The sequence below is a fragment of the Ideonella livida genome (assembly GCF_010499455.1).
Classification (GTDB): Bacteria; Pseudomonadota; Gammaproteobacteria; order Burkholderiales; family Burkholderiaceae_C; genus Ideonella; species Ideonella livida.
In genome coordinates, this window is sequence record NZ_JAAGOH010000040.1 from 1 (window position 1) to 23,084 (window position 23,084).

A 23,084-nucleotide genomic window follows, 5' to 3' on the forward strand; every position below is an offset into this window, starting at 1 on the left:
GCCCCACGGTGCATGACGAGGCGCAGATGCCCTTTGGCGGCGTCAAGGGCAGCGGCTGGGGCCGCTTTGGCGGGCGCGCCGGCGTCGAGGCCTTCACCGAGCTGCGCTGGATCACCCTCCAGACCTCCCCGCGCCACTACCCGTTCTGACCCCACCCCACCGCGCTGGCGGCACAGACCGCCAGCGCATACCGCCGGCCCCCACAGGAGACAACGATGAACCGCCACGAACACCACACCCCAGCCACCACCGACACAGAAGCCACCGACGGCGGCCGCCGCCAGCTGCTGAGCGCCGCCGGCGCCGCCAGCCTGGCCCTGCTGGCGCCGCGCCTGGCCGCCGCGCAGGCGGGCGACACGCTGAAGGTGGGCTTCATCAGCCCACGCACCGGCCCGCTGGGCAGCTTTGGCGAGGGCGACGGCCATGTGCTGGAGCTGGTGCGCAAGGCGCTGGCCCCGGGCCTGAACATCAACGGCAAGACCTACAAGGTGGAGCTGCTGGACCGCGACACCCAGTCCGACCCGGCGCGGGCCAGCCAGCTGGCCAAGGCGCTGATCAACGGCGACAAGGTGGACCTGATGCTCACCACCTCCACCCCCGAGGTGGTCAATCCCGTCTCTGACGCCTGCGAGGCCGCGGGCGTGCCCTGCCTGGCCACGGTGATGCCCTGGGAGGCCTGGTATTTCGGCCGTGGCGCCAAGCCCGGCCAGCCCTCGCCCTTCAAGTGGACCTACCTGTTCTCCTTTGGGGTGGCCAACTTCGTCAAGTCCTACGTCTCGCAGTGGAACAGCGTGGCCACCAACAAGAAGGTGGCGGCCTTGTTGCCCAACGATGCCGACGGCAACGCCATCCGCGCCGCCATGCTGCCCGAGCTGGCCAAAGCCGGCTTCACCGTGGTGGATGGGGGCCCCTACGAAACCGGCACCACCGACTTCAGCGCCCAGATCGCCAAGTTCAAGGCCGAGAAGTGCGAGATCCTGATGACCTTCCCGATCCCGCCGGACTTCGCCACCTTCTGGCGTCAAGCCGCGCAGCAGGGCCTGGCCAAGACCATGAAGGTGGTGCAGACGGCCAAGACCGGCCTGTTCGCCTCCACCATCGAGGTGCTGGGGCCGCTGGGGCTCAACATCTCGGTGGCGGCGTACTGGCACAAGGACTTTCCGTACCCCTCGGCCATCACCGGGCTGAGCGGGCACCAGCTGGCCGACGGTTACGAAAAGGCCTCTGGCAAGCCTTGGAACCAGCAGCTGGGCGCCACGCTCTCGCTGCTGGATGCGGGCCTGGCGGCCCTCAAGTCCAGCAGCCACCCCAAGGACCGCGCCAGCGTGGCCAAGGCCCTGTCCACCCTGCAGACCACCACCATGATGGGCCGGCTGGACTTCAGCAAGGGCCCGGTGCCCAACGTGTCGGCCACCCCCATGATCGGCGCGCAGTGGGTCAAGGCGCCCGCAGGCTCCAAGTTCAAGCTGGACTACGTGATCACCGAAAACGCCGGCGATGCCAGCGTGCCGGTGAGCCGCAAGCTGGTGCCCTACGCCTGATGCGCGGCGCCCTTCACACCCCTGGGCCTTTGCTGGCCGCCCAGGGCCTGGTCAAACGCTTTGGTGCCAACACGGTGCTGGCCGGCGTGGATTTCACCTTGCAGCCCGGCGAGGCGGTGGGCATCGTCGGGCCCAACGGCGCGGGCAAGACCACCTTGCTGGCGGCGCTGTCGGGCTCGCTGCCGGTGGCCGAAGGCCGCATCCACTTTCAAGGCCAAGAGGTCACGCGGCTGGACGCCGCCCAGCGCTGCCGCCGGGGCATGGCGCGCAGCCACCAGGTGCCCCGGCCCTTCTCGGGCATGACGGTGTTCGAGAACGTGCTCACCGCCGCGCTGCACGGGGGCGGTTTCTCAGGCCAAGAGGCCTCGGACCGCGCGGCAGACGCCCTGGCGCTGTGCGGCATGCTGCCCGTGGCCAACCGGCCGGCCGAATCCCTGGGCCTGCTGGACCGCAAGCGCCTGGAGCTGACCCGGGCGCTGGCCACCGCGCCGCGCCTGCTGCTGCTCGACGAGATCGGCGGCGGCCTGACCGACGGCGAGGCCCAGGCCCTGGTGCACACCATCCAGACCCTGCGCGGGCGCGGCATCACCCTGGTGTGGATCGAGCACATCGTGCATGTGCTGGTGCAGGTGGTGGAGCGGCTGGTGTGCATGGATGCCGGCCAGATCATTGCCGACGGCCGGCCCGACGCCGTGCTGTCCAACGCCACCGTGGTGAGCGCCTACCTGGGAGGACACACCTCATGAACCTGCTGGACATTCACCAGCTCGATGCCCGCCATGGCCTGCTGCAGGCCGTGCGCGGCGTCAGCCTGAGCCTGAAGCCGGGCGAACGCCTGGCCCTGGTGGGCGCCAACGGCGCCGGCAAGACCACCCTGCTGCGCACGCTGGCCGGCATCCACCCGGCAGCGGGCGGCCGTGTGGTGTTCGATGGCCAAGACCTGAGCGGCCACAGCGCGCACCAGCGCGCTGCCCTGGGCATGGCCCTGGTGCCCGAGGGGCGCCGCCTGTTTGGCTCCATGACCGTGGCCGAGAACCTGCAAGTGGCGGCCTCGGCCGGCCGCCGCGGGCCCTGGCATTTCGACAGCGTGGTGGAAGCCCTGCCGCAGCTCAAGCCCAAGCTCAAGGCGCTGGCCAGCGCCTTGTCAGGCGGGCAACAGCAGGCCGTGGCCATTGGCCGCGCGCTGATGACCAACCCGCGCCTGCTGCTGCTGGACGAGGTGTCGCTGGGCCTGTCGCCCGCCGCGGTGCAGGGGGTCTATGACTCGCTGGCCCGGGTGGTGGCAATGCAGACCACCCTGATCCTGGTGGAGCAGGATTTGCAGCGCACCTTTGCCTTTGCCGACCGCATCGTCTGCCTGCTGGAAGGCCGCATCGTGGCCAGTGGCCTCACCCGCGAGCTGACCCGCGAGGAGGTGATGGACCACTACTTCGGGCACCGCCGCCAAGCGCCCGCCCCCCAGGAGGCATGACCATGGCCCTGTTCAACCAAGTGCTGCAGGGCGTGCTGCTCGGCGGCTACTACGCACTCATGGCCTGCGGGCTGTCGTTCATGTTCGGCGTGATGCGCATCATCAACCTGGCGCACGGCACGCTGGCCGTGGTGGCAGCCTACGGGGTGTTCTGGCTGGCAGACCAGCACGAGGTGCATCCCTTTTGGGGGCTGCTGCTGAGCCTGCCGGTGATGGCGGCCGTGGGTTGGGCGCTGCACCGCCTGGTGCTGGCGCGCGCGGCCCAGGCGGGCGAGCTGGTGCCCATCTTGGCGACCTTTGGGGTGGCGGTGGCGCTGGACAACACGCTGTTCGCCACCTTTGGGGCCGACACCCGCTCTTTGGCGCCGTACCTGGACACCCTGTCCTACGACGGCGTGGAGCTGGCGGGTTTTCAGATCGGCACCCTGGCGCTGCTGACTTTTGCCTGTGCCGTGGCGCTGCTGGGCGGGCTGCACCTGATGCTGCACCACACGCCGCTGGGCCGGCGCATCCGCGCCGTGGCCGATGACCCGGCCACCGCCCAGTTGGTGGGCGTGAACGCCGCGCAGGTGAACGCCGCCGCGGCGGCCATCGCCATGGCCACGGTGGCCGTGGCCGGCAGCTTTCTGGCCATGCGGGCGGCGGTGGACCCCTACGCCGGCGCCCCCCAGCTCATCTTCGCCTTTGAGGCCGTGATGATCGGTGGCCTGGGCTCGCTGTGGGGCACCCTGGCTGGCGGCATTGCCCTGGGCGTGGCGCAGAGCCTGGGCGCCAGCGTGCACAGCCAGGGCTTTCTGATTGCCGGCCACCTTCTGTTCCTGGCTGTGTTGCTGGTGCGCGTGCTGCGCGCCGGCCGGCCCTGGTCCCTTGTCTTCTCCCGTGCCCGGTGACCCCATGACCCCGACGAACCCCTCTTTGCTGGCCGCCCAAGCACCCACCGCGGCCCCTGGCCACGCCCTGACCCCACCGCCGCACACCGTGCAGCGCTGGACTGGCCTGTCCCGCGCCGCCGTGGGCGGTGTGTTGCTGGGGCAGCTGCTGCTGGCCGGCGCCCCCGCCGTGCTGGACGCTGGCGCGCTGGACCGGCTGACCACGCTCTACCTCTACGGCATCTTGGCCTTGATGTGGAATGCGCTGGCGGGTTACGCCGGCCTGGTCTCGGTGGGGCATCAGGCCTTTTTTGGCCTGGGCGCCTATGCCGCCGTGCGCCTGGCCGATGCCGGCGTGCCGGCCTACCCGGCCCTGCTGGTGGGCGCCGTGGCGGTGGGCTTGGCGGCCGTGCCGCTGTCGGCCTTCATGCTGCGGCTCAAAGGGGGCGAATTCGCCATTGGCATGTGGGTGGTGGCCGCGCTGTGTCACCTGCTGGTCAACCTGGACGGCTTGGTGCAGGGCGAAACCGGCACCTCACTCATCGCCCTGCAGCAGTTTGACGCCGACACCCGCCGCCTGGCCACCTACTGGTGCGCGCTGGCCGCCATGGTGGGCCTGGCCTGGGGCGTGTTCTGGCTGCTGCGCAGCCGCGTGGGCGCGGCGCTGCAGGCCATTCGTGACAGCGAAGAGGCCGCCGCCTCCATCGGCGTGGCCGTGCTGCCCACCAAGCGGCTGATCTTCGTGCTCTCGGCCTTTGGCTGCGCGCTGGCTGGGGCGCTGTGGCTGGCCACGGCGGTGACCTTTCAGCCCAAAACCTACTTCAGCGTGCAGTGGACGGCCTACATGCTGTTCATGGTGCTGGTGGGCGGCATCGGCACCTATGAGGGCCCCATCCTGGGCGCGCTGCTGTTCTTTGCGGTGGAAACCGCCTTTGGTGCTGCGGGCGTGAGCTACCTGATCGGCCTGGGCGTGGTGGCGGTGCTGTTCGCCCTGATGCTGCCCAAGGGCATCTGGGGCAGCATCGAACGCCGCTGGGGCGTGCAACTGCTGCCTGTGGGCTACCGCTTGAAGCTCAGGCGCTGAATCCCAGCGTCTGCCGCGCCCGCGCCGTACACCGGTGCAGGCACGCGGGTGGGTGTGCGGGTGGGTGTGCGGGTTGGCTCAGCCCGTGGTGCGGGCCGTGAATCATTCCGTGGTGCAGTCGAGCCCCCCCCCGCCGGGGCCCAACCAGGCCAAGCCCCCATTTCCAAGCCGTCCTCGGGGTTCTCCATCGTGGTCAAGGCGCCCAAGATGAATCTTCGAGCCACTGGAGGAGCAAGCGCAGTTTGCAGGCACCTGGACCCCGCGCACCCGGCCGGAGTGGCCGGGTGAGCTGGCCTGGGCGTCCGGCCTTCAGTGCGGCGCCAGCGCTTGCTCCACCAAGGCTTGGGCCAGCTGCGCGTGCTGGGCCCGGGCAGCGGCGATGCGGGCTTTGAGCTGGTCGCACAGGGCCAGGAGTTCGGTGACTTTGGCGACGATGCGGTGTTGTTCGGCGAGAGGGGGAACGGGAAAGGCACACGAACGCAACTGGGTCATGTTGATCGACGCCAGGTTGGTGGTCTGTTTCGCCGAGCCAGCAAAGTAGTCACGCGCCGCTGGGCTGTTGAGGTACAGCTCGGCCCAAGCGGGGTCGAACTCATCTGAGCACCGACGAGCACGGAACACATGGTTCTGGTGCAGGCACAACGGCAGTTCGTCGGCCCAGATGGCTGTACGGCCCACTTTGTCCCAATCTCCGCCTTCGGTGATCAACAGATCCCCGGCTGCCAATCGGAATTTCTCAACCTCATCGCTGGGCACCTCGACATGTTTCATCTCCGAGAGGTCGAGCCGCCCCCGCTGCACATTGGCCACACGCAGATAGGGCACCGTGCTGGTCGAACGACCGGAAAGCTTGCGCCCCAAGGAGACACCGCCGCTGATGGCGAGGACCTGATCCAGATGCGTCCACTGCCATCCTGCAGGCGACTCGAAAGGCGGAGCAGGAAGTTCGGCGGCACTGAGTTCCTTTTGCTTGCGAGCATCCTGCGCCACAAGCTGTTTTGCGGCCGCCAAGCGCTTCAGCAACAGGGCACCGTGCTCGTCCTTGGCCGACTGATTCACCAACCTGCCTTTGACCGCCAACGTGACGACGGCCGTCTTCAACGCTTCGACTGCAGCATCAGTGGTGAGCACCGCTTCAAACTGCCCCGTCACCCGCTGCCAAGCCGCCTGAAACTCCTCGGCATCGTGGGCTTGGGTGAGGCTGTCCAGCAGCGCCTGCACCAGCCGGGCGTGCGCGGCCTCGGCGTCTTGCTGCCGCGCTTCCAGCCGGTCGCACAGGGCCATCAGTTCATCGACCTTGGCGACGATGCGGTGTTGTTCGGCGAGCGGGGGCAGCAAGATCGGCAGGGCCAATATCTGCTCTCGCGAAACGTTCTTCATCGAACTGCTGGTGCCACCCGCCACACGGGCGTAGTAGCGGCGAGCTTCAGGCGCTGAATTGGCGATCTGGACAAACCGTGGGTCGCACGCATCCGACAGCTTCAATCGAACGATCTTGTCGCTGAGCATCAGCCTCGGCGGCGTGTCCATCACCACCACGCTGCGGGCCACCAACTCGGCCGTATTGGCACGCGAAACAAGAAAATCGCCCGGCTGAACCTCCAACTCGGGGCGCGGCGCCAGATGCGCGGGCAATGCCTTGTTTTCCTCGGGATTGAACTGCCCCCACGAGACAGCGCTGACCTTCAGCACGCCCCACCCATCGCCGGACCTGGGGTGCGCATCGCAGCTAGGACTCCAACCCGCGCCACTGCTCACCACCAACTCGCGCAGCTCAACCTCGCGCAGATCAAGGTCGTGGCCCACCAACCGACCTTGTGCAGCCATTTCCAGAATCAGAGCACGCAGTGTCGCCACGCCCCCCGGCGTCCCCGCCAGCAGCGCCAAGTTCTCCAGCACCGCCGCCGTCATGCGCCTGCTCCCTCTGGCGCGTCGCCCAGCAAGGCCCGCTCCCGCGCCAGCTCGGCTTGCAACTCCGCCTCGGTGGGCAAACAGGCTTGGTATCGGCTGGCAAAGAGCTGGTCGCCATCGGCCAGGCGGGAGTAGCGGGCCACGGCGGCGTTGCGCTCGCTGCACAAAATCAGGCCAATGGTGGGGTTGTCGCCGGGCAGGCGTTCACGCTCGTCAAACACGCGCACGTACATGTCCAACTGACCCACGTCTTGGTGGCTGAGCTTGCCCACCTTCAGCTCCACCAGCACAAAGCATTTGAGGATGTAGTTGTAGAAAACGAGGTCCACAAAGGCGTCTTCGTCTTCAATGCGCAGGTGCTTTTGCCGCGCCACAAAGGCAAAGCCCTTGCCCAGCTCCAACAAAAACTTCTGCAGGTTGTTCAGCAGGCCCTGCTCCACGTCTTGCTCGTACAGCGCGGCGCCGGGCTGGGCGCCCAGAAAGTCCAGCACGTAGGGGTCGCGAATGAAATCTCGGGGGTCGGGCGGTGCATCGCGCTGGATCAGGGCGGCGGCCTCGGCCTGCACAGCCGCCTGGTTTTGGCTGGAGAGCAGGCGCTCGTAATGCAGGGTGCTGATTTGGCGGTCCAGAGCGGCAAAGCTCCAGGTTTGCGACACCGCCTCGGCGGCGTACCAGGCCCTGGCCTTCGGGTTGGCCACACGCATCAGGCGGCGAAAGTGCGACCAGCTCAATTCGCGACAGGGCATGTCGCAAATCTCCGCCCAGCTGAAAGTCTGGAAGAACTGGCGGAAGTTGCGCAGGTTCGAGGCCGAGAACCCACGGCCAAATTCCTGGGTCAGGCGTTGGCCCAGTGCCTCCAACTGGCCGGCGCCATACGCGGCGCGCGCCTGCCCGGCCTGCTCGTGCTCCACGATCAGGCGGCCCACCTGCCAGTAGGCCTGCACCATGGCCTGGTTGACGCTGCGGTGCGCCAGTTGCCGCGCCTGCAGCAGCACCTCTCGCACCTGGCCAAACAGTGCGCTCACCTCACCATCAACCGGCTGGCCAGGCCGGCCAACGGATGTGGGGGTGATGTCTGTGCCCGGTTGGGTGTTCTTGCGGCTCATGCCTGGCCCTCCAACGCCGCCGCCAGCGCCGCCTTCAACTGCGCCTGCAGCCCGGCAATCTCGGCCTGCATCTGTTGGTACTCGGCCAGCAGCACGGCGGGGTCGTGACTGACCTGCTCGTTCTGGTGAGGGTTCTTCAGGTCGAGGTTGAAGACGGGCCAGTAGGCTTGGTCTCCGGCGGCCTGGGCGCTGCGGGCTTGCTGGCGCAGGGTTTGGGCTTGCTCTTGCAGGGCGCTCAGGCGTGCGGGGGTGATGGGCCGGCCCTTGGCGTCGCGCACGCCATCGGGGTTGGCGTCGGGCTCGGCGCGGGTGTGCAGGCGGCGCAGTTCGCGCAGCTCGGCTTCTTGGTCGGCGGCCTCGCGGTTCAGGCGCTCGGCCTGGGCCCAGTGCGGCTCGGCCTGGGTGCGGGCGGCCTGGATGCGGGCGCCCATGTCCACCGGCCAGGCCTGGGGGTTGGCTTGGCGGGTGGCAAAGCCATCGGCCTCGCTGCCCCACCAGGCTTCTTCAGCGGCAAATTCTTCCAGCCGCATGGGGCGGGTGCGCGAGTAGTTCTTCACGCCCGCCGGGTAGGGGTGCTCGTAAAACCAGGTGGTGGTGGTGGGCCGGCCTTTGGTGAAGAACAGCAGGTTGGTTTTGATGCCGGTGTAGGGGTTGAACACGCCATTGGGCAGGCGCACCACGGTGTGCAGGTCGCACTCGGTGAGCAGCTTTTCCTTGATGCGGCTTTTGATGCCTTCACCAAAGAGAAAGCCATCGGGCAGCACCACGGCGGCGCGGCCACCGTCTTTGAGCAGCTGCATGATGAGCACCAGGAACAGATCGGCCGTTTCACGGGTGCGGAAGGCGGCGGGGAAGTTGCCCTCGATGCCGTCTTCTTCCATGCCGCCAAAGGGCGGGTTGGCCACGATGCAGTCCACCCGCTCTTTGGGGCCCCAGCTGATGAGGGGGCGGGCCAGGGTGTTGTCGTGCCGGATCTGGCTGGGCACGGCGATGCCGTGCAGGATCATGTTGGTGGTGGCCAGCAGGTGGGGCAGCGGCTTTTTTTCCACGCCAAAGATGCTGGCCTGCAGGGCCTGTTCGTCCTCAGGCGTCTTCACATAGCGGCTGCGCTTGTGCTCGATGGTGCAGGTCAAAAAGCCGCCGGTGCCGCAGGCGGGGTCCATCACCTTGTCGTGCAGCTGTGGGTCCACCCGGCGCACCATGAATTCGGTGACGGGCCGGGGCGTGTAGAACTCGCCCGCGTTGCCGGCGCTTTGCAGGTCGCGCAGCAGTTGCTCGTACATGTCGCCAAAGGCGTGGCGCTCCTGGGCTTTGTTGAAGTCCACCGCCTCCTGGATTTTGTTGACCACCTGGCGCAGCAGCTGGCCGCTCTTCATGTAGTTGTAGGCATCTTCAAAAACGCTGCGCACCACATGGGCCACGGGGGTCTGGCTGTGGCCTTTCACCGGGTCAGTCAGGTTCTGCAGGCCGGGGAACAGCTCGTTGTCAATGAAGCTTTTCAGCTCGTCGCCGGTCATGCCTTCGGGGTCGGCCGCCCAGGTGCGCCAGCGGTAGGCCTCGGGCAAAGGGCTGCGGTAGTCGTCGTCCAGCAGCTCCCACTCTTGCTCGCGGTCGTCAAAGATTTTCAAAAACAGCAGCCACACCAGCTGGCCGATGCGCTGGGCGTCACCATCCACGCCCGCGTCTTTGCGCATGAGGTCTTGGATGGATTTGATGGCGGAGGAGAGGGACATGGGATCAAGCGCGGCAAGGCATCACGCCTGCCGAGGTTCGTAGAGCTGTTGTTCAAGTTCTGCCAAGGCTTGGCGGTAGCCGGCCTTGCCGCCGAAGGCTTTGACCAGTTCCAGGGGCGCACCCAGGCGGTCAAACGGCGGAAGGGTGAGGATTCTCGGGTCTTCGATAGGCTCGATGCCGGTGTCGGCGTACTTCTCCAGCAGCGTTTCCAGCACTTGGCGGGCGGCGCCTTGGTACTTGGCAAAGTAGTTGCGCTTTTTGACGTTGTCGGCCCGCTCGCGGCGGGTGAGCGGAGGTTGGTCAAAGGCGACGTGGCAGATGAGGTCAAAGGCGTCCAGGCCTTCTTGCGCGGAGCGGCCGCTTTTGGTCTGCACGTCGTCGGCCAAAGGCTCCCACAGCACGCCCAGGGCGGCGAGTTCGTCGATCACGGCTTTCTTTTGCTCGGCACTGCTCCAGCGGCGCAAGAAATCGTCCATCGAGCGGAACTGCTTGGCCACGCAGTGGCGGGTGTACTCGCGCAGGCTTTCGGTGATGAGCTTGCCGTCGGGGCCGTAGTACTGCACGCGCTCGGCCACGATGCGCACGGGCACCTCTTTGCCGACCACGTACTTCACGCGGCCGGGGCCAGGGCCTTCGCCATCGCCGTCATGGCCATCGCCACCTTGGTCGTCACCGCTGCCTTCACCGCTGGAGTCGCCACCGGTGTCACCGCCGCTGCCGCCGTCGTTTGAGCCGTCACCGGCCGTGTCGTCATCGTCTGCGGGCACGGGTGAATCGTCGTCCTTGGGCTCATAGACCTGCACCGGGTCGCCATCAAAGGCGGGGTCGGCAAACAGCTCGGTGGCCTTTTTGAAGTCCATGATCGTGAACCAGAACTTGCCGTAGTCCTCGTGGATGCGGGTGCCCCGGCCGATGATCTGCTTGAACTCGGTCATCGAGCCGATGTGCTGGTCCAGCACGATGAGCTTGCAGGTTTGGGCGTCCACGCCGGTGGTCATCAGCTTGCTGGTGGTGGCGATGACGGGGTAGCGGCTTTCCGGGTTGATGAAGTTGTCCAGCTCGGCCTTGCCCTCGGCGTCGTCGCCGGTGATGCGCATGACGTACTTGCGGTTTTCCTTCATCCGCTGCGGGTTGAGGTTCACCAGGGCCTGGCGCATGCGCTCGGCGTGGTCAATGTCATCGCAAAAGACGATGGTTTTGGCGTAGGGGTCCGAGGCCTTGAGGAACTGGGTGATCTTGGCGGCCACGGCCTGGGTGCGCATCTCCAGCACCAGCGCCCGGTCCATGTCGCGCAAGTTGTAGATGCGGTCTTCGATGGGCTGGCCGTGCTTGTCCAGCATGCCTTTGGGTGGGCGCCAGCCTTGCAGGTCGCGGTCAAAGTCGATGCGCACCACTTTGTAGGGCGCCAAAAAGCCGTCTTCAATGCCTTGGCGCAGGCTGTAGGTGTAGACCGGCTCGCCAAAGTAGTGGGTGCTGGACACGTCTTTGGTTTCTTTGGGCGTGGCGGTCAGGCCCACCTGGGTGGCGCTGCTGAAGTACGACAGGATGCTGCGCCACGCGGAGTCATCGGCCGCGCTGCCCCGGTGGCATTCGTCCACCACGATCAGGTCAAAGAAGTCGGGCGAGAACTGTTTGTAGACGTTCTGCGCTTCTTCCGCCCCGCTGACGGCTTGGTAGAGGCTGAGGTAGACCTCGTAGGCGGTGTCGATCTTGCGGCCGGTGATCTTGGTCATGGCCGCGCCAAAGGGCTTGAAGTCGTTGGTGCGGGTTTGGTCCACCAAGATGTTGCGGTCGGCCAAGAACAAGATGCGCTTGGCTTGGCGGCTCTTCCACAGCCGCCAAATGATCTGGAAGGCGGTGTAGGTTTTGCCGGTGCCGGTGGCCATGACCAGCAGCACGCGCTTTTGGCCGCGCGCCACCGCCTCCACGGTGCGGTTGATGGCGTTGACTTGGTAGTAGCGCGGGGCGCGGCCGGAGCCGTCGTCGTAGTAGGGCGCTTCGGCCTTGGGGGCGCTGGTGGCGTCCAGCCCGCGCCAGGCACAGTAGCGGGCCCACAGCGCGGCCGGCGGCGGAAACGCATCCAGCCCCAGCACGGTTTCTACCGCTGCACCGGGCACGCTGCCGTCCACGGTGCGGTCATGCAACACAAAGCCGTCGCCATTGCTGGTGAAGACGAAGGGGCAGTCCAGCGCGTCGGCGTAGTCCAGCGCCTGCTGCATGCCGTCCCCGGGTGAGTGGGTGTTGTCTTTGGCCTCGATCACGGCGAGGGGCCGGTTGGGGGCGTGGTAGAGCACGTAGTCAGCCCGCCGCGCTTGGCCCCGGGCATGCAGCTTGCCGCGCACGATGACCCGGCCTTTGGTGAAGGTCACTTCCTCACGCACTTGGCGTTGCAGGTTCCAGCCTGCAGCCACGAGGGCCGGGGTGATGAACTGGGTACAGATGTCGCGTTCGCTGAGCTTCTTCTTGTCCACGGCCTCAACTCCCTGCGGGCGGGTGCCCACCCAGGCGCAACAAAAGTGCGCGTTAGTGGCGCACATTGTGCCCAGGGGCCGCCGCGCCGCGGCGCCAGGGAGGCGCTGCGCCGGGTCAGCGCAGGCCGGAGGCCGTTCAGACCGGAAGCAGGCCCAACCCAGGAGTGGTGTGCAAGCCTGTGTCGTCGGCCAGCAGGGCCTGCACCGTGTGCAGCGGGCCGCCGGGAGCCAGCCAGCGCCGGCCGGTGGCCAGGCCGGCCAGCATCAGGGCGGGGCCCCAGCCGTTGACTTGGTCCACGGTCTGTGCCACCAGAGCCACACCATGCAGGCCCTGGCTGGGTTGTCCGGTGCGCGGATCCAGCACATGGTGCAGGCGGCGTCCCTGGTGGACAAAGCCGCGTTCATAGTCGCCCGAGGCGGCCACCACACCCTGGGCCAGAGACACGGCTCCGGCCAGGCGCTCGGGCTGCAGGGGGTGGCGCAGGCCAATGCGCCAGGGGGCATCCCCCGGCCGGCTGCAGCACAGCACATCGCCCCCGCCATTGATCAGGGCGCGGCGCACGCCCTGCGCCTGCACCGCCTGCAGGCCAGCGGAGAGGATGGGGAGCTTGGCCACGCCGCCCAGGTCCAGGCGCATGCCGGGCTGGCGCAGGCGGGCGGTGCCGCGCACGAGGTCCAGCTCCAGGCCTGAAACGTCCACCAGGGGCTGCTGGCGCGCCAAATCGGCGGCGCTGGCCTGCTGGTGCCGCCCGGGCTCGAAGGCCCAGGTGGCATAGGCGCCCACGGTGGGGTCCAGCCGGCCCTGGGTGCTGTGGTGCAGGCGGCGGGCCTGGCGCAGCACGGCCATCAGCTCGGGCGCCACGGGTTGTGCGGCGCCCCCGGCCTGCGCGGCCAGACGGCTGACCTGGCTGGCGCTGCGGTAGCGGCTCATCATTTCAGACAGGCGCAGCATTTCAGCCCAGGCGGCGTCCAGAGCCTGGCGGCGCACGGTGGGGCTGGGATGCTCGACCACCAAGTCCACCCAGGTGCCCATCAAGGCCTGGCGCTCCAGCGTGCGCTCGGCCGCCGCGTCTGAAGCGGTGCGCCCGGTGGGGCCCGCAGGGCGGGGCCCCGCCCAGGCAGCTGCCACGCCACCCGGCGCGGTGCCCAGGGCGGACATACCGCCCAGGCACACCAACAAGCGCCGCCGTGGGGGGATGGCAAGCTCCTGGGCCGGAACCACCTGCCCGTGGGGTTTACGCTGGCCCGGCATGGTGTTCAAAGGCCTCAGCTGGAGAGCGAAACCATGTGGTCCACGGCGGCCTTCACCTCGTCATCGGTGAGGCTGGCGCCGCCGCCGCGCGCGGGCATGGCGCCCTTGCTGCCGGTGAAGCCTTCGAGGGCATGCTTGTACAGCGTGTCTTTGCCCTGGGCGATGCGCGGCCCCCAGTCGGCCTTGTCGCCGGGCTTGGGTGCACCGGCCACGCCGGCCCCATGGCACAGCGAACAGGTCTTGTTGTAGACGCCCTTGCCCACGGTGTTCTCCGCCACGGGTGCGGGGGTGGGTGCGGGTGCGGGAGCCGTTGTGGCGGCGGGGGCCGGATTGGCTGCCGGCGCAGGTTCTGACGGGCTGCACGCCGCCAGCGACAGCAGCAGTGTGGCCGCCAGCAGCGGACGGGCGGCAGCGCGCAAGGTGGGGCCGGTGCGGCCGTGGGTGGGAGTCATGGACATGGGGCGCTCGCTTGTCGGCAGGAAATGCCCACGATTGCAGCGCCAGCCGAGAACTGGCACCAGTGACCAGATCAAGATTTTTCACGGCGGCGGCATACCACACCGCCACCGCACACCCCCCGGGGTACAGGCGCACACGGTGAGCCTGAGGACGGTCGGGATCGTCGCGATTCTTGAACCACCTTAACGACACCAGGGGGTGCGGGCTTCGAACATGCCGGCCAGGTCAGAGGCACCGGCGTCCATGCGCTGGCACCCAACGCCCCGCCAGCCATGTCCACCCGTCCCGCCCGCTCCACACACCCCGCACGCCGGCCCTGCCGGTGCGTGCTGCTGTGCCTGGCGCTGGCCTGGCTGTTGACCTTGGCCGGGCCGCTGCTGCGGCCGGCCACGGCGCAGAGTGTGCTGGCCGGCATTTGCACCAGTCGCACCGCCGGGCTGGCCACCGGGGTGGAGTCCAGCCGAGTGTCGGCCCTGCTGGCCGCCCAGGGGGCCATTGCGGTGGGCACGCAGCCCACCCCGTCCCCCGACAGCCCGCCCCCCTTCGGGCATCAGCGCCTGGACTGCGCGCTGTGCCTGGTCCAGGTGCTGGCGGCGCCGCCGCCGGCGCAACCCGTTCTCGCTTGGCAGAACCCTCACCAAGCTTCACCGGCACCGTTTGCCTTTGTGCAGGTGCCGCATTCCCAGCGCAGACCAACCATGGCCCGCGCGCCCCCGTCCCTTCTTTGATCCACAAGGGGATTCCATGACTGTCGACACCTCCCGCCCTCAGGCACCAGACGAGACCACCGGCGCCGTCGCGCCCTCGCGCCGCCGCTTCATCAACAGCGCCGCCCTGGCCGGTTTGGGCCTGGGTGTGGTCGCCTGCTCTGAAAGCAAGCCCGCCGCACCGGCCGCCGGCGCAGCCGCCAGCACCGCGCCCGCCGCCGCCCATGGTGGCAATCCGGGGCACCTCAAGCCGGGCGAGCTGGACAGCTACTACGGCCTGTGGAGCGGTGGCCACACCGGTGATGTGCGCGTGCTGGGCCTGCCTTCGGGCCGCGAGATTCTTCGAATTCCCTGCTTCAACCCGGATGCGCTGGTGGGCTGGGGCCACACCAACGAGTCGAAGAAGATCATGGGCACCAAGGCGGACGGCACGCTGCGCTACACCGTGGCCGACACCCACCACACCCACGCCTCCTACAAAGACGGCAACTACGACGGCCGTTACGCCTGGGTGAACGACAAGATCAACAGCCGCATCGCCCGCATCCGGCTGGACTATTTCGTCTGCGACAAGATCACCCAGCTGCCCAATGTGCAGGGCTTCCACGGCATCTTCCCGGACAAGCGTGACCCGGTGGACGCCGCCATCAACTACACCACCCGGGTGTTCTGCGGTGCCGAGTTCTCCATTCCCCTGCCCAACACCGGCACGCTGGACGACAAGAAGTACCGCTCGCTGTTCAGCTGCGTGGATGCCGAGACCATGGAAGTGCGCTGGCAGGCCATGATCGACGGCAACTGCGACCTGGTGGCCACCAGCTACGACGGCAAGCTGGCCGCCACCAACCAGTACAACACCGAGATGGGCGCCAAGTACGAGGACATGATGTCCGCCGAGCGCGATGCCTGCGTGTTCTTCCACATCGCCCGCATCGAGGCGGCGGTGAAGGCCGGCAAGTTCAAGACCTTTGGCAGCTCCAAGGTGCCGGTGGTGGACGCCACCCGCGAGGCCAACGCTGACCCCAAGACCGCGCTGTCGGCCTATGTGAGCGTGCCCAAGAACCCGCACGGCGTGAACGCCAGCCCGGACCAGAAGTACTTCATCTGCGCCGGCAAGCTCTCGCCCACCGCCACGGTGATCGAGCTGGCCAAGGTGCTGGACTGGTTTGAGGGCAAGCTGGAAAAGACCGACGCCGCCATCGTGGCCGAAGTGGAGCTGGGCCTGGGCCCCTTGCACACCGGTTTTGACGGCCGTGGCAACGCCTTCACCACGCTGTTCCTGGACAGCCAGGTGGTCAAGTGGAATGTGGAGAAGGCCATCGCCTTCCACAAGGGCGACAAGACCGCCAAGTACGTGGTGGACCGCATTGATGTGCAGTACCAGCCGGGCCACCTGAACGCCTCGCAGAGCGAGACCGTGGCGGCCGATGGCAAGTACCTGGCCGTGGGTTGCAAGTTCTCCAAGGATCGTTTCCTGCCGGTGGGCCCGCTGCACCCGGAAAACGAGCAGCTCATCGACATCTCCGGCGAAAAGATGGTGTTGATGGCCGACCACCCGGTGCGCGGCGAGCCGCACGACTTCATCATCTTCAAGCGCGATCTGCTCAAACCCAAGCAGGTGTATGCCCTGGATGACTTCCCGCATGCCGTGAAGGACCCGAAGGAGTCCGGCGTCACCCGCAACGGCAAGAAGGTGCTGGTGAAGATGACTTCACAGGCCCCGGCCTTCAGCCTGCGCGAGTTCACGGTGAAGAAGGGCGACGAGGTCACGCTGATCCTGACCAACCTCGACAAGGTGGAGGACTTGACACACGGCTTCGCCGTCCCGGGCCACAACATCAACTTCATCGTCAACCCGCAGGAGACGGCCTCGGTCACCTTCACCGCTGGCGAGCCGGGCGTGTACTGGTGCTACTGCACCCACTTCTGCCACGCGCTGCACCTGGAGATGCGAACCCGCATGGTGGTGGAGGCCTAAGGCCCCCGCGCACCGCTGCCGCTCCCTCTGGCCCAGAGTCATCGCCATGCCCATGTTCCCCACCTTCGATCGCTGCGTCCGGGCCCTGTCCGCACGCCTTGCCCACCGGCCAAACGGGATGGTGCGCAAGATGGCGCCGAGGGTGGCAACCCGGGTGGCGCCATGGCTGGTGTCAGCCGGCGTGGCGCTGGCCCTGGCCCTGGCCTGGGCCGCAGCGCAGCCCGCCCAGGCGGCGGTGGATGCCCATGCGGCCGGCACGCACCAGGCCTACGAGGCCCATCTGCCCGATGACCTGGCCACGGCCCCCGAGCTGTGCGCCCGCGTGCCCTGCGCCGAGGTGTTCCCGGGGGCGCTCAGCTTCTCGCCGCGCAAGGGCCAGCCCCCCTATGTGGAGGCCTACGGCGCGCCCGACGCCCAGGGCCGCCCGGCGCTGCTGGGTTATGTGATGCTCAGCACCGACATCACCGACACCCCCGCCTACAGCGGCAAGCCGGTGGTCACGCTCATTGGCATGGATGTCAAGGGGCGCTATGTGGGCGTGAAGGTGCTCAAGCACTCCGAGCCCATCCTCCTGCTGGGCATTCCGGAACAGGCGCTGGTGGACTTCAACCACCAGTACCTGGGCCGCTCGGTCACCGACCTGATCGAGGTGGGCCCGTCCCGCCCCGAGGAGAACATCCTGGGCGTGGACGCCATCTCTGGCGCCACCGTCACGGTGGTGGCGCAAAACCAGGTGATGCAGCTCTCCGGCCAGGCCGTGGCGCGGCAGGTGGGCCTGGTGCCCGCCACCCAGCGCCCGTCCGCGCAGTTCCAACCCCTGGCCGGCGGCCAACGCCTGGACTGGGCCAGCCTGGTGGCGCGCGGCCTGGTGCAGCGCCTGCGGGTGGAACCGCCCCAGGTGGGCCTGCCACCGGGGTCCGAGCCCTTCATCGAGCTGTGGTTCGGAGATCTGAACCACCCAGACCTCGCGCTCAGCCTGCTGGGCGAGCGCGGCCGCGACAACCTGCGCGCCCGCCTGCAGCCGGGCGAGCATGCCTTGTTCATCATCCGCACCGCCGGAGCCGAGTCCTTCAAGGGCTCGGGCTTTGTGCGCGGTGGCATCTACGACCGGGTGCAGGTCAAGCAGGAGGCCGACGCCTTCACCTTCCGTGACCTGGACTATCTGAACCTCTACGGCCTGGAGGCCGCCGGTGCGCCAGCCTACACCGAGTCGGCCCTCTTCATCCTGCGCTCGCCCGCCTTCTCGGCCGCCTACCCCTGGAAGCTGGCCTTCCTGGGCAACCGGGTGGACCGCGCCACCGGCCAGCGCAGCTTTGCCGTGTTCGAGTCGCGCTACTGGCTGCCCGATGCGGCGCTGCAGGGCGGCCGCCCCGCCGTGACCGAGCCCGATGCGCCCTGGCTGCGCATTTGGAAGGCCCAGGCCGGGCGCATCGGCGCCTTTGCGCTGCTGTTGGTGGCGGTGGCCGCCGTCTATGCGCAGCGCGACCGGCTCACCCGTCGCGCCACGCACAAGAACAAGTGGCCGGTCAATGCCTTCAAGTACAGCGCCTGGGCGCTGTCCATCGGCGTGGTGGGCTTTGGCCTCATGGCCCAGCCCTCGGTCACGCAGGTGCTCACCTGGTTCCACAGCCTGCTGTTCCAGTGGACCTGGTCGCTGTTCCTGTCAGACCCCTTCATCTTCCTGTTCTGGATTTTCATCATCGCCACCACCTTCGTCTTCGGGCGCGGGTTGTTCTGTGGCTGGCTGTGCCCGTTTGGCTCGCTCTCGGAAGCGCTGTTCAAGCTGGGCCGCCGGCTGGGCCTGCGCCGTTGGCAGAAGCCTGTGCCCCAGGCCCTGCATGACCGGCTGAAGTGGCTGAAATACGCGCTGTTCTTTGGCCTGCTCGTGGTGTCGCTGTTTGACATGGGCCTGGCGGAGATGCTGGCCGAGGTGGAGCCGTTCAAGACCACCTTCCTGGTGGGTGTGACCCACCGTGCCTGGCCCTACGGTCTGTATGTGGCGGCGTTGCTGGGCCTGTCGCTGTTCATTGAGCGGCCGTACTGCAAATACCTGTGTCCGCTGGGCGGCGCCCTGGCCATGCCCAGCACCTTCCGCTGGTTTGGGCTGCAACGCAAGGCCGACTGCAACCGCTGCAAGGCCTGCGCCGTGGGCTGCGGCGCCCAGGCCATTGATGCGGACGGTCGCATTGACCACCGCGAATGCTTGCACTGCCTCGATTGCATGGTCCTCTACACCGACGAGAAGGGCTGCCCGCCGCTGGCACGGGAGCGCAAGCGCCGCGAGCGCGATGGCCTGCTGATCACCCCCATCGGCGCGGATGGTTACTACATTCCCATCGATGCCGTGCCGGCCATCCACCCACAGGCCGCCGAGGGCCCGGACCCGCGCTGGCCCACCGCGCGCATCACGCCGCCCCAACTGGGCCCCGAGGTGGGCACCGGCCGCTGGCTGCTGCAGGAGCTGCGCCAGCACCTGTTGCCCTGGAGCCGCGACGGTTGGACCCAGGCGCGCACCCTGCAGATCATTGGCCTGGGCCTGGCGCTGGCCGCCAGCGCCGCCTGGGTGCTGGGCGCCCAGGGCCGGCTGCCCGCCGCCGGCCTGATCGGCTGCTGGTTTGGCTGGAGCGTGGCCGAGGTGCTGCTGCGCTGGCACGGCCAGCGTTGGGTGAAGGATGGCCCGTGGTGGGGCCGCACCTGGCGCGTGGCCGGGGTGATGGACCTGCTGAGCTACGTGGCCTTCAAGAACCTGATGATCGGGGCCGCACTGTTTCTGGTGCTGCGCGCCGCCGGTCGGCTGAGTGGGGGGCTGCCATGAGCGGGGCCCTGCGCCTGAGGGGCGTAAGCTGGGTCTGCGCCCTGTTCACCTGCGCGGTGCCTGCCGCCGCAGCGGTGTGGCCCGTGGCGCCGGGTCAGTCGGTGCAGGCCGTGATTGACCAAGCCGCCGCCGGTGACACCGTGGTGTTGGCCCGGGGCCGCTACACCGAGCGCCTGCGCATCAACAAACCGCTCACGCTGCGCGGCGAAGGCCGGCCCACGCTGAGCGGCGGCCAGGGCGGCGACACGGTGCGCATCGCCTCACCCGATGTGACGGTGGAAGGCCTGATCGTGCGCGACTCGGGCCACAGCCTCACCGCCCAGCACGCCGGCGTGTACGTGGCCCCCGGCAGCCACCGCGCCGTGGTGCGCGACTGTGAACTCACCTACAACCTCTTCGGCCTGTGGATCGAAAAGGCCGATGACGTGCAGGTGGCGCACAACGTCATCACCGGCCTGCGCGATGTGAACAGCTCGCAGCGCGGCAACGGCATCCAGCTCTACAACACCCACCGCGCCCGCATCGAGGGCAACCAGATCGGCTATGTGCGCGACGCGCTGTATGTGGACGTGAGCCACGACGCCATCTTCCGGGGCAACCGCCTGCACCACAGCCGCTACGGCACGCACTACATGAACTCCTACCGCAACCTGTGGGAGGACAACGAGGCTTACGCCAACCGCGGCGGCCTGGCGCTGATGGAAGTGCGCGACCAGGTGGTGCGCCGCAACCGCACCTGGGGCAACAGCGACTTCGGCATCATGCTGCGCACCCTGCAGGACTCGGTGATCGAGGACAACGTGGTGGCCGGCAATGCCCGCGGTTTCTTCATCTACGACGTGGAGTACGCCACCCTGCAAGGCAATCTGGTGGTGGGCAACCGAGTGGGCGTGCACCTCTCGGCCGGCTCCACCCGCAACACCGTGCGCCGCAATGACTTTGTGGCCAATGCCGAGCAGGTGCGCTATGTGGGCGCCCGCGATGAGCGCTGGGGCGACACCGGCGCGCAGCAAGGCAACCACTGGAGCAACTACCTGGGCTGGGACCGCGACGGCGACGGCCGTGGCGACATCCCCTTTGAAGCCAATGACGTGGTGGATCGCCTGCTCTGGCGCCACCCCAGCGCCCGCCTGCTGATGGGCAGCCCGGCGGTGCAGGCCCTGCGCGTGCTGGGCCAGCAGTTCCCTGTGATGCGCGTGCCCAGCGTGGTGGAGCGCCAGCCCGCCATGCAGCCCCGACACCTTGACTGGAGACAGTGGCTTGACCGCTCTCACCCCTGACCCCTCGCTCCATGCCCTGCTGCTGCAGGACGTGGCCCGCCACTACGGCAGCCCCCACGCACCCGTGAAAGCGCTGGACGGCGTGGACCTGTGCGTGCCGCGCGGCCAGCTCTTTGGCCTGGTGGGCCACAACGGCGCCGGCAAAAGCACCCTGTTCAAGCTGGTGCTGGGCCTGGTGCGGCCCACCCGGGGCCAGCTCTGGGTGCAAGGCATTGAGGTGGGCGGCCCGGCCTTTCGCCAAGCCCGCCAGCGCCTGGGCTACCTGCCCGAACACCTGGCCCTGTATGACAACCTGAGCGGTCTGGAAACGCTGCAGCTCTTCGCCCGCCTGAAGTCAGCCGATGCGGCCCGTTGCCTGCCGCTGCTGGACGAGCTGGGCCTGGGGGCGGCCGCCCGCCGCCCGGTGCGCGAGTATTCCAAGGGCATGCGCCAGCGCCTGGGTTTTGCCCAGGCCCTGCTGGGGGAGCCGGGCCTGCTGCTGCTGGATGAGCCCACCTCGGGCCTGGACCCCGCCGCCACGCGCGACTTCTACGCCACCCTGGACCGCCTGCGCCAGCGCGGCGTGACCATGCTCATCAGCTCGCATGTGTTGGCCGAGCTGGAGCAACGGGTGGACGCGCTGGCCATGCTCTCGGCCGGCCGGCTCATCGCCCAGGGCAGCGTGGCTGACTTGCGCGCCCGCTGCACCCGCCCCTTGCAGGTGCAGGTGAGCGCCACCCCCGAGGTGCTGGACGGCCTGCCCGCCACCTTGGCCCCGCTGGGCCTGCAGCCCCAGCGCACCGACGCCGGCCGCCTGCAGGTGGACTGCCCGCGCGAACTCAAGCTGCCCCTGCTGGCCCGCTTGGCTGCCCAGCCCTTGGCCGACCTGCAGGTGCAAGAGCCCACGCTGGAAACCGTCTACTTTGACCTGCGGGAGGCGGCATGAACACGCTTGCTCAAGCGGCCCGCGTCACCCCGGAGGCGGGCGGCGCCTTCCAGCCCCGCCAAGTGCTGGCCCTGGCCGGCAAAGAGTTCTCAGACCGACTGCGTCACCGCTGGGTGCTGGTGGTGGCGGTGGTGTTCACGCTGTTCTCGCTGGCCATCACCTGGTTTGGCGGGGCGGCGCAAGGCCAGATCGGGCCGCGCAGCATCGAGGCCACCGTGGCCAGCTTGGTGTCGCTGGTGATCTACCTGATCCCGCTGATTGCGCTGCTGCTGGGTTTTGACGCGGTGGTGGGCGAGCGCGAGCGCGGCACCCTGGACCTGCTGCTGGCCTTGCCCATCACGCGGCTGGAGCTGCTGCTGGGCAAATACCTGGGCCTGGCGGCGGCGCTGGCCCTGTCGACCCTGGCGGGCTTTGCGCTGGCCGGCGGGTTGCTCTGGCAGCGCCTGGGCCCGGCGGCGCTGTACCACTACGGCGGCTTTGTGTTCAGCGCGCTGCTGCTGGGCCTGGCCTTCCTGAGCTTGGCGATGCTGCTGTCGGTGCTGGCGCGTGACCGTGCGCAGGCCACCGGGCTGGCCATCGGCCTGTGGTTTGCGCTGGTGCTGGCCTTTGATCTGGTGCTGCTGGGCCTGCTGGTGGCCACCGGCGGTGACCTGGGCGGCGCAGTGGGCGAGCAGGCCTTACCCTGGCTGCTGCTGGCCAACCCGGCAGACATATTCCGCATCCTCAATGTGTTCAACCTGGACGACGTGCAGCGCCTGTACGGCCTGGCCAGCGTGGTGCCACCGGCCTTGGGCAATGCCTGGGTCATGGGCAGCGCCATGTTCGGCTGGATTGCCGCACCGCTGGCCCTGGCCGCCTGGAGATTCAAGCCATGACCCCGAACCCTGTTCTTGAAGCGGGCGCCGCCCTGGTGGCCATGCCCGTGAACCGCCGCCGCTGGTTGTGTGGCTGCGCCAGCCTGGCGGCCCTGGCCCTGGCCGGCTGCGGCAAGAGCGAAGGCGAGGCGGCCACCGTGGCCGCCCGCGACTTCGCCCCCCACACCAGCTGCAGCCTGGACGGCATGCTGCTGGCCGACTACCCCGGCCCCAAGGGGCAAATCCTCTACCGCGGCACGTCGGAGCCCGCCTTCTTTTGCGACACGGTGGAGCTGCTGTCCAGCCTGATCAAGCCCGAGCAGGTGCGCCCGGTGGCCGGCGCCTGGGTGCAAGACATGGCCCGCACCGACTGGGACCGCCCCGCCGGCGCGTGGATCGAGGCGCGCAGCGCGCACTTTGTGCTGGGCAGCCGGCGCCATGGCTCCATGGGCCCCACGGCCGCCAGCTTCGCCAGCGCGGACGCCGCCCAGGCCTTTGCCCAGCAATGGGGCGGCAAGGTGGTGGCCTATGCGCAGATCACGCCGGAGCAGGTGGATCTGTCAGGCGGGGCGCTGCATGACAGCCGCATGTGAGGCCGGTGCGCACGCCGCCGGCGCCGCACCCGGC

General features: G+C 68.3%; 19 protein-coding genes. 13 read left to right on the forward strand and 6 right to left on the reverse strand.

Annotated elements, in window-relative coordinates; genetic code table 11:
* The 6 genes from G3A44_RS20475 to G3A44_RS20500 form a co-directional block, all read left to right on the forward strand.
* Positions 1 to 149 (forward strand): aldehyde dehydrogenase family protein (locus G3A44_RS20475; RefSeq protein WP_163459511.1); only part of this gene is annotated, 149 nt, incomplete at its 5' end.
* Between the two features lie 66 nt (positions 150 to 215).
* On the forward strand, positions 216 to 1,541 hold the full coding sequence (locus G3A44_RS20480) for an ABC transporter substrate-binding protein (RefSeq protein WP_163459613.1): 1,326 nt from the start codon (positions 216 to 218) through the stop codon (positions 1,539 to 1,541).
* A complete protein-coding gene (locus tag G3A44_RS20485) occupies positions 1,541 to 2,287 on the forward strand; it encodes an ABC transporter ATP-binding protein (protein WP_163459614.1) in 747 nt (248 codons plus the stop codon). Before G3A44_RS20480 ends, G3A44_RS20485 begins: the two co-directional genes overlap by 1 nt.
* Positions 2,284 to 3,012, forward strand: coding sequence for an ABC transporter ATP-binding protein (locus tag G3A44_RS20490; RefSeq protein WP_163459615.1), 729 nt, complete (start codon positions 2,284 to 2,286; stop codon positions 3,010 to 3,012). Before G3A44_RS20485 ends, G3A44_RS20490 begins: the two co-directional genes overlap by 4 nt.
* Positions 3,013 to 3,014: 2 nt before the next feature.
* Positions 3,015 to 3,902, forward strand: a complete 888-nt coding sequence (locus G3A44_RS20495; RefSeq protein ID WP_203561505.1) for a branched-chain amino acid ABC transporter permease — start codon at positions 3,015 to 3,017, stop codon at positions 3,900 to 3,902.
* A gap of 4 nt (positions 3,903 to 3,906) precedes the next feature.
* A complete protein-coding gene (locus G3A44_RS20500; protein ID WP_163459616.1) occupies positions 3,907 to 4,965 on the forward strand; it encodes a branched-chain amino acid ABC transporter permease in 1,059 nt (352 codons plus the stop codon).
* Positions 4,966 to 5,274: 309 nt separating this feature from the next.
* On the opposite strand, the gene G3A44_RS20505 is transcribed toward G3A44_RS20500, so the two are convergent.
* From G3A44_RS20505 to G3A44_RS20530, 6 genes are all read right to left on the reverse strand, one after another.
* The gene (locus G3A44_RS20505; RefSeq protein ID WP_203561506.1) at positions 5,275 to 6,876 is read right to left on the reverse strand and encodes a restriction endonuclease subunit S; all 1,602 of its coding nucleotides are present in this window, start codon (positions 6,874 to 6,876) and stop codon (positions 5,275 to 5,277) included.
* Complete coding sequence (locus tag G3A44_RS20510; protein ID WP_163459617.1) at positions 6,873 to 7,982, reverse strand: PDDEXK nuclease domain-containing protein; 1,110 nt, start codon at positions 7,980 to 7,982, stop codon at positions 6,873 to 6,875. Before G3A44_RS20510 ends, G3A44_RS20505 begins: the two co-directional genes overlap by 4 nt.
* A complete protein-coding gene (locus G3A44_RS20515; protein WP_163459618.1) occupies positions 7,979 to 9,715 on the reverse strand; it encodes a type I restriction-modification system subunit M in 1,737 nt (578 codons plus the stop codon). Before G3A44_RS20515 ends, G3A44_RS20510 begins: the two co-directional genes overlap by 4 nt.
* Positions 9,716 to 9,736: 21 nt before the next feature.
* The gene (gene hsdR, locus G3A44_RS20520; protein ID WP_163459619.1) at positions 9,737 to 12,187 is read right to left on the reverse strand and encodes an EcoAI/FtnUII family type I restriction enzme subunit R; all 2,451 of its coding nucleotides are present in this window, start codon (positions 12,185 to 12,187) and stop codon (positions 9,737 to 9,739) included.
* 136 nt (positions 12,188 to 12,323) lie between these two features.
* On the reverse strand, positions 12,324 to 13,346 hold the full coding sequence (locus G3A44_RS20525; protein ID WP_163459620.1) for an FAD:protein FMN transferase: 1,023 nt from the start codon (positions 13,344 to 13,346) through the stop codon (positions 12,324 to 12,326).
* Between the two features lie 107 nt (positions 13,347 to 13,453).
* Positions 13,454 to 13,891, reverse strand: a complete 438-nt coding sequence (locus G3A44_RS20530) for a c-type cytochrome (RefSeq protein ID WP_163459639.1) — start codon at positions 13,889 to 13,891, stop codon at positions 13,454 to 13,456.
* 279 nt (positions 13,892 to 14,170) lie between these two features.
* On the opposite strand from G3A44_RS20530, the gene G3A44_RS20535 reads away from it, so the two are divergent.
* The 7 genes from G3A44_RS20535 (at position 14,171) to G3A44_RS20565 (ending at position 23,050) form a co-directional block, all read left to right on the forward strand.
* Positions 14,171 to 14,626 carry a hypothetical protein gene (locus G3A44_RS20535; protein WP_163459621.1) on the forward strand — a complete coding sequence of 152 codons (456 nt, stop codon included), beginning with the start codon at positions 14,171 to 14,173 and terminating at the stop codon, positions 14,624 to 14,626.
* Positions 14,627 to 14,642: 16 nt separating this feature from the next.
* Positions 14,643 to 16,583 carry a TAT-dependent nitrous-oxide reductase gene (nosZ, locus tag G3A44_RS20540; protein WP_163459622.1) on the forward strand — a complete coding sequence of 647 codons (1,941 nt, stop codon included), beginning with the start codon at positions 14,643 to 14,645 and terminating at the stop codon, positions 16,581 to 16,583.
* Between the two features lie 130 nt (positions 16,584 to 16,713).
* Positions 16,714 to 19,398, forward strand: a complete 2,685-nt coding sequence (locus G3A44_RS20545; RefSeq protein ID WP_163459623.1) for a NosR/NirI family protein — start codon at positions 16,714 to 16,716, stop codon at positions 19,396 to 19,398.
* Positions 19,395 to 20,678, forward strand: coding sequence for a nitrous oxide reductase family maturation protein NosD (locus tag G3A44_RS20550; RefSeq protein ID WP_163459624.1), 1,284 nt, complete (start codon positions 19,395 to 19,397; stop codon positions 20,676 to 20,678). The genes G3A44_RS20545 and G3A44_RS20550 overlap by 4 nt, the downstream gene beginning before the upstream one ends.
* Positions 20,659 to 21,603 carry an ABC transporter ATP-binding protein gene (locus G3A44_RS20555; RefSeq protein WP_163459625.1) on the forward strand — a complete coding sequence of 315 codons (945 nt, stop codon included), beginning with the start codon at positions 20,659 to 20,661 and terminating at the stop codon, positions 21,601 to 21,603. The genes G3A44_RS20550 and G3A44_RS20555 overlap by 20 nt, the downstream gene beginning before the upstream one ends.
* The gene (locus G3A44_RS20560; RefSeq protein WP_163459626.1) at positions 21,600 to 22,478 is read left to right on the forward strand and encodes an ABC transporter permease; all 879 of its coding nucleotides are present in this window, start codon (positions 21,600 to 21,602) and stop codon (positions 22,476 to 22,478) included. The genes G3A44_RS20555 and G3A44_RS20560 overlap by 4 nt, the downstream gene beginning before the upstream one ends.
* A complete protein-coding gene (locus G3A44_RS20565) occupies positions 22,475 to 23,050 on the forward strand; it encodes a nitrous oxide reductase accessory protein NosL (protein WP_239062009.1) in 576 nt (191 codons plus the stop codon). The genes G3A44_RS20560 and G3A44_RS20565 overlap by 4 nt, the downstream gene beginning before the upstream one ends.
* Positions 23,051 to 23,084: the final 34 nt, after the last annotated feature.

What these genes read in the sequence shown, in the direction of transcription:
- G3A44_RS20480 (WP_163459613.1), top strand. Translation starts at nt 216, where the DNA reads ATGAACCGCCACGAACACCACACCCCAGCCACCACCGACACAGAAGCC.
- G3A44_RS20485 (WP_163459614.1), top strand. Translation starts at nt 1,541, where the DNA reads ATGCGCGGCGCCCTTCACACCCCTGGGCCTTTGCTGGCCGCCCAGGGC.
- G3A44_RS20490 (WP_163459615.1), top strand. Translation starts at nt 2,284, where the DNA reads ATGAACCTGCTGGACATTCACCAGCTCGATGCCCGCCATGGCCTGCTG.
- G3A44_RS20495 (WP_203561505.1), top strand. Translation starts at nt 3,015, where the DNA reads ATGGCCCTGTTCAACCAAGTGCTGCAGGGCGTGCTGCTCGGCGGCTAC.
- G3A44_RS20500 (WP_163459616.1), top strand. Translation starts at nt 3,907, where the DNA reads ATGACCCCGACGAACCCCTCTTTGCTGGCCGCCCAAGCACCCACCGCG.
- G3A44_RS20505 (WP_203561506.1), bottom strand. Translation starts at nt 6,876, where the DNA reads ATGACGGCGGCGGTGCTGGAGAACTTGGCGCTGCTGGCGGGGACGCCG.
- G3A44_RS20510 (WP_163459617.1), bottom strand. Translation starts at nt 7,982, where the DNA reads ATGAGCCGCAAGAACACCCAACCGGGCACAGACATCACCCCCACATCC.
- G3A44_RS20515 (WP_163459618.1), bottom strand. Translation starts at nt 9,715, where the DNA reads ATGTCCCTCTCCTCCGCCATCAAATCCATCCAAGACCTCATGCGCAAA.
- G3A44_RS20525 (WP_163459620.1), bottom strand. Translation starts at nt 13,346, where the DNA reads ATGTCCGCCCTGGGCACCGCGCCGGGTGGCGTGGCAGCTGCCTGGGCG.
- G3A44_RS20530 (WP_163459639.1), bottom strand. Translation starts at nt 13,891, where the DNA reads ATGACTCCCACCCACGGCCGCACCGGCCCCACCTTGCGCGCTGCCGCC.
- G3A44_RS20535 (WP_163459621.1), top strand. Translation starts at nt 14,171, where the DNA reads ATGTCCACCCGTCCCGCCCGCTCCACACACCCCGCACGCCGGCCCTGC.
- nosZ (WP_163459622.1), top strand. Translation starts at nt 14,643, where the DNA reads ATGACTGTCGACACCTCCCGCCCTCAGGCACCAGACGAGACCACCGGC.
- G3A44_RS20545 (WP_163459623.1), top strand. Translation starts at nt 16,714, where the DNA reads ATGGCGCCGAGGGTGGCAACCCGGGTGGCGCCATGGCTGGTGTCAGCC.
- G3A44_RS20550 (WP_163459624.1), top strand. Translation starts at nt 19,395, where the DNA reads ATGAGCGGGGCCCTGCGCCTGAGGGGCGTAAGCTGGGTCTGCGCCCTG.
- G3A44_RS20560 (WP_163459626.1), top strand. Translation starts at nt 21,600, where the DNA reads ATGAACACGCTTGCTCAAGCGGCCCGCGTCACCCCGGAGGCGGGCGGC.
- G3A44_RS20565 (WP_239062009.1), top strand. Translation starts at nt 22,475, where the DNA reads ATGACCCCGAACCCTGTTCTTGAAGCGGGCGCCGCCCTGGTGGCCATG.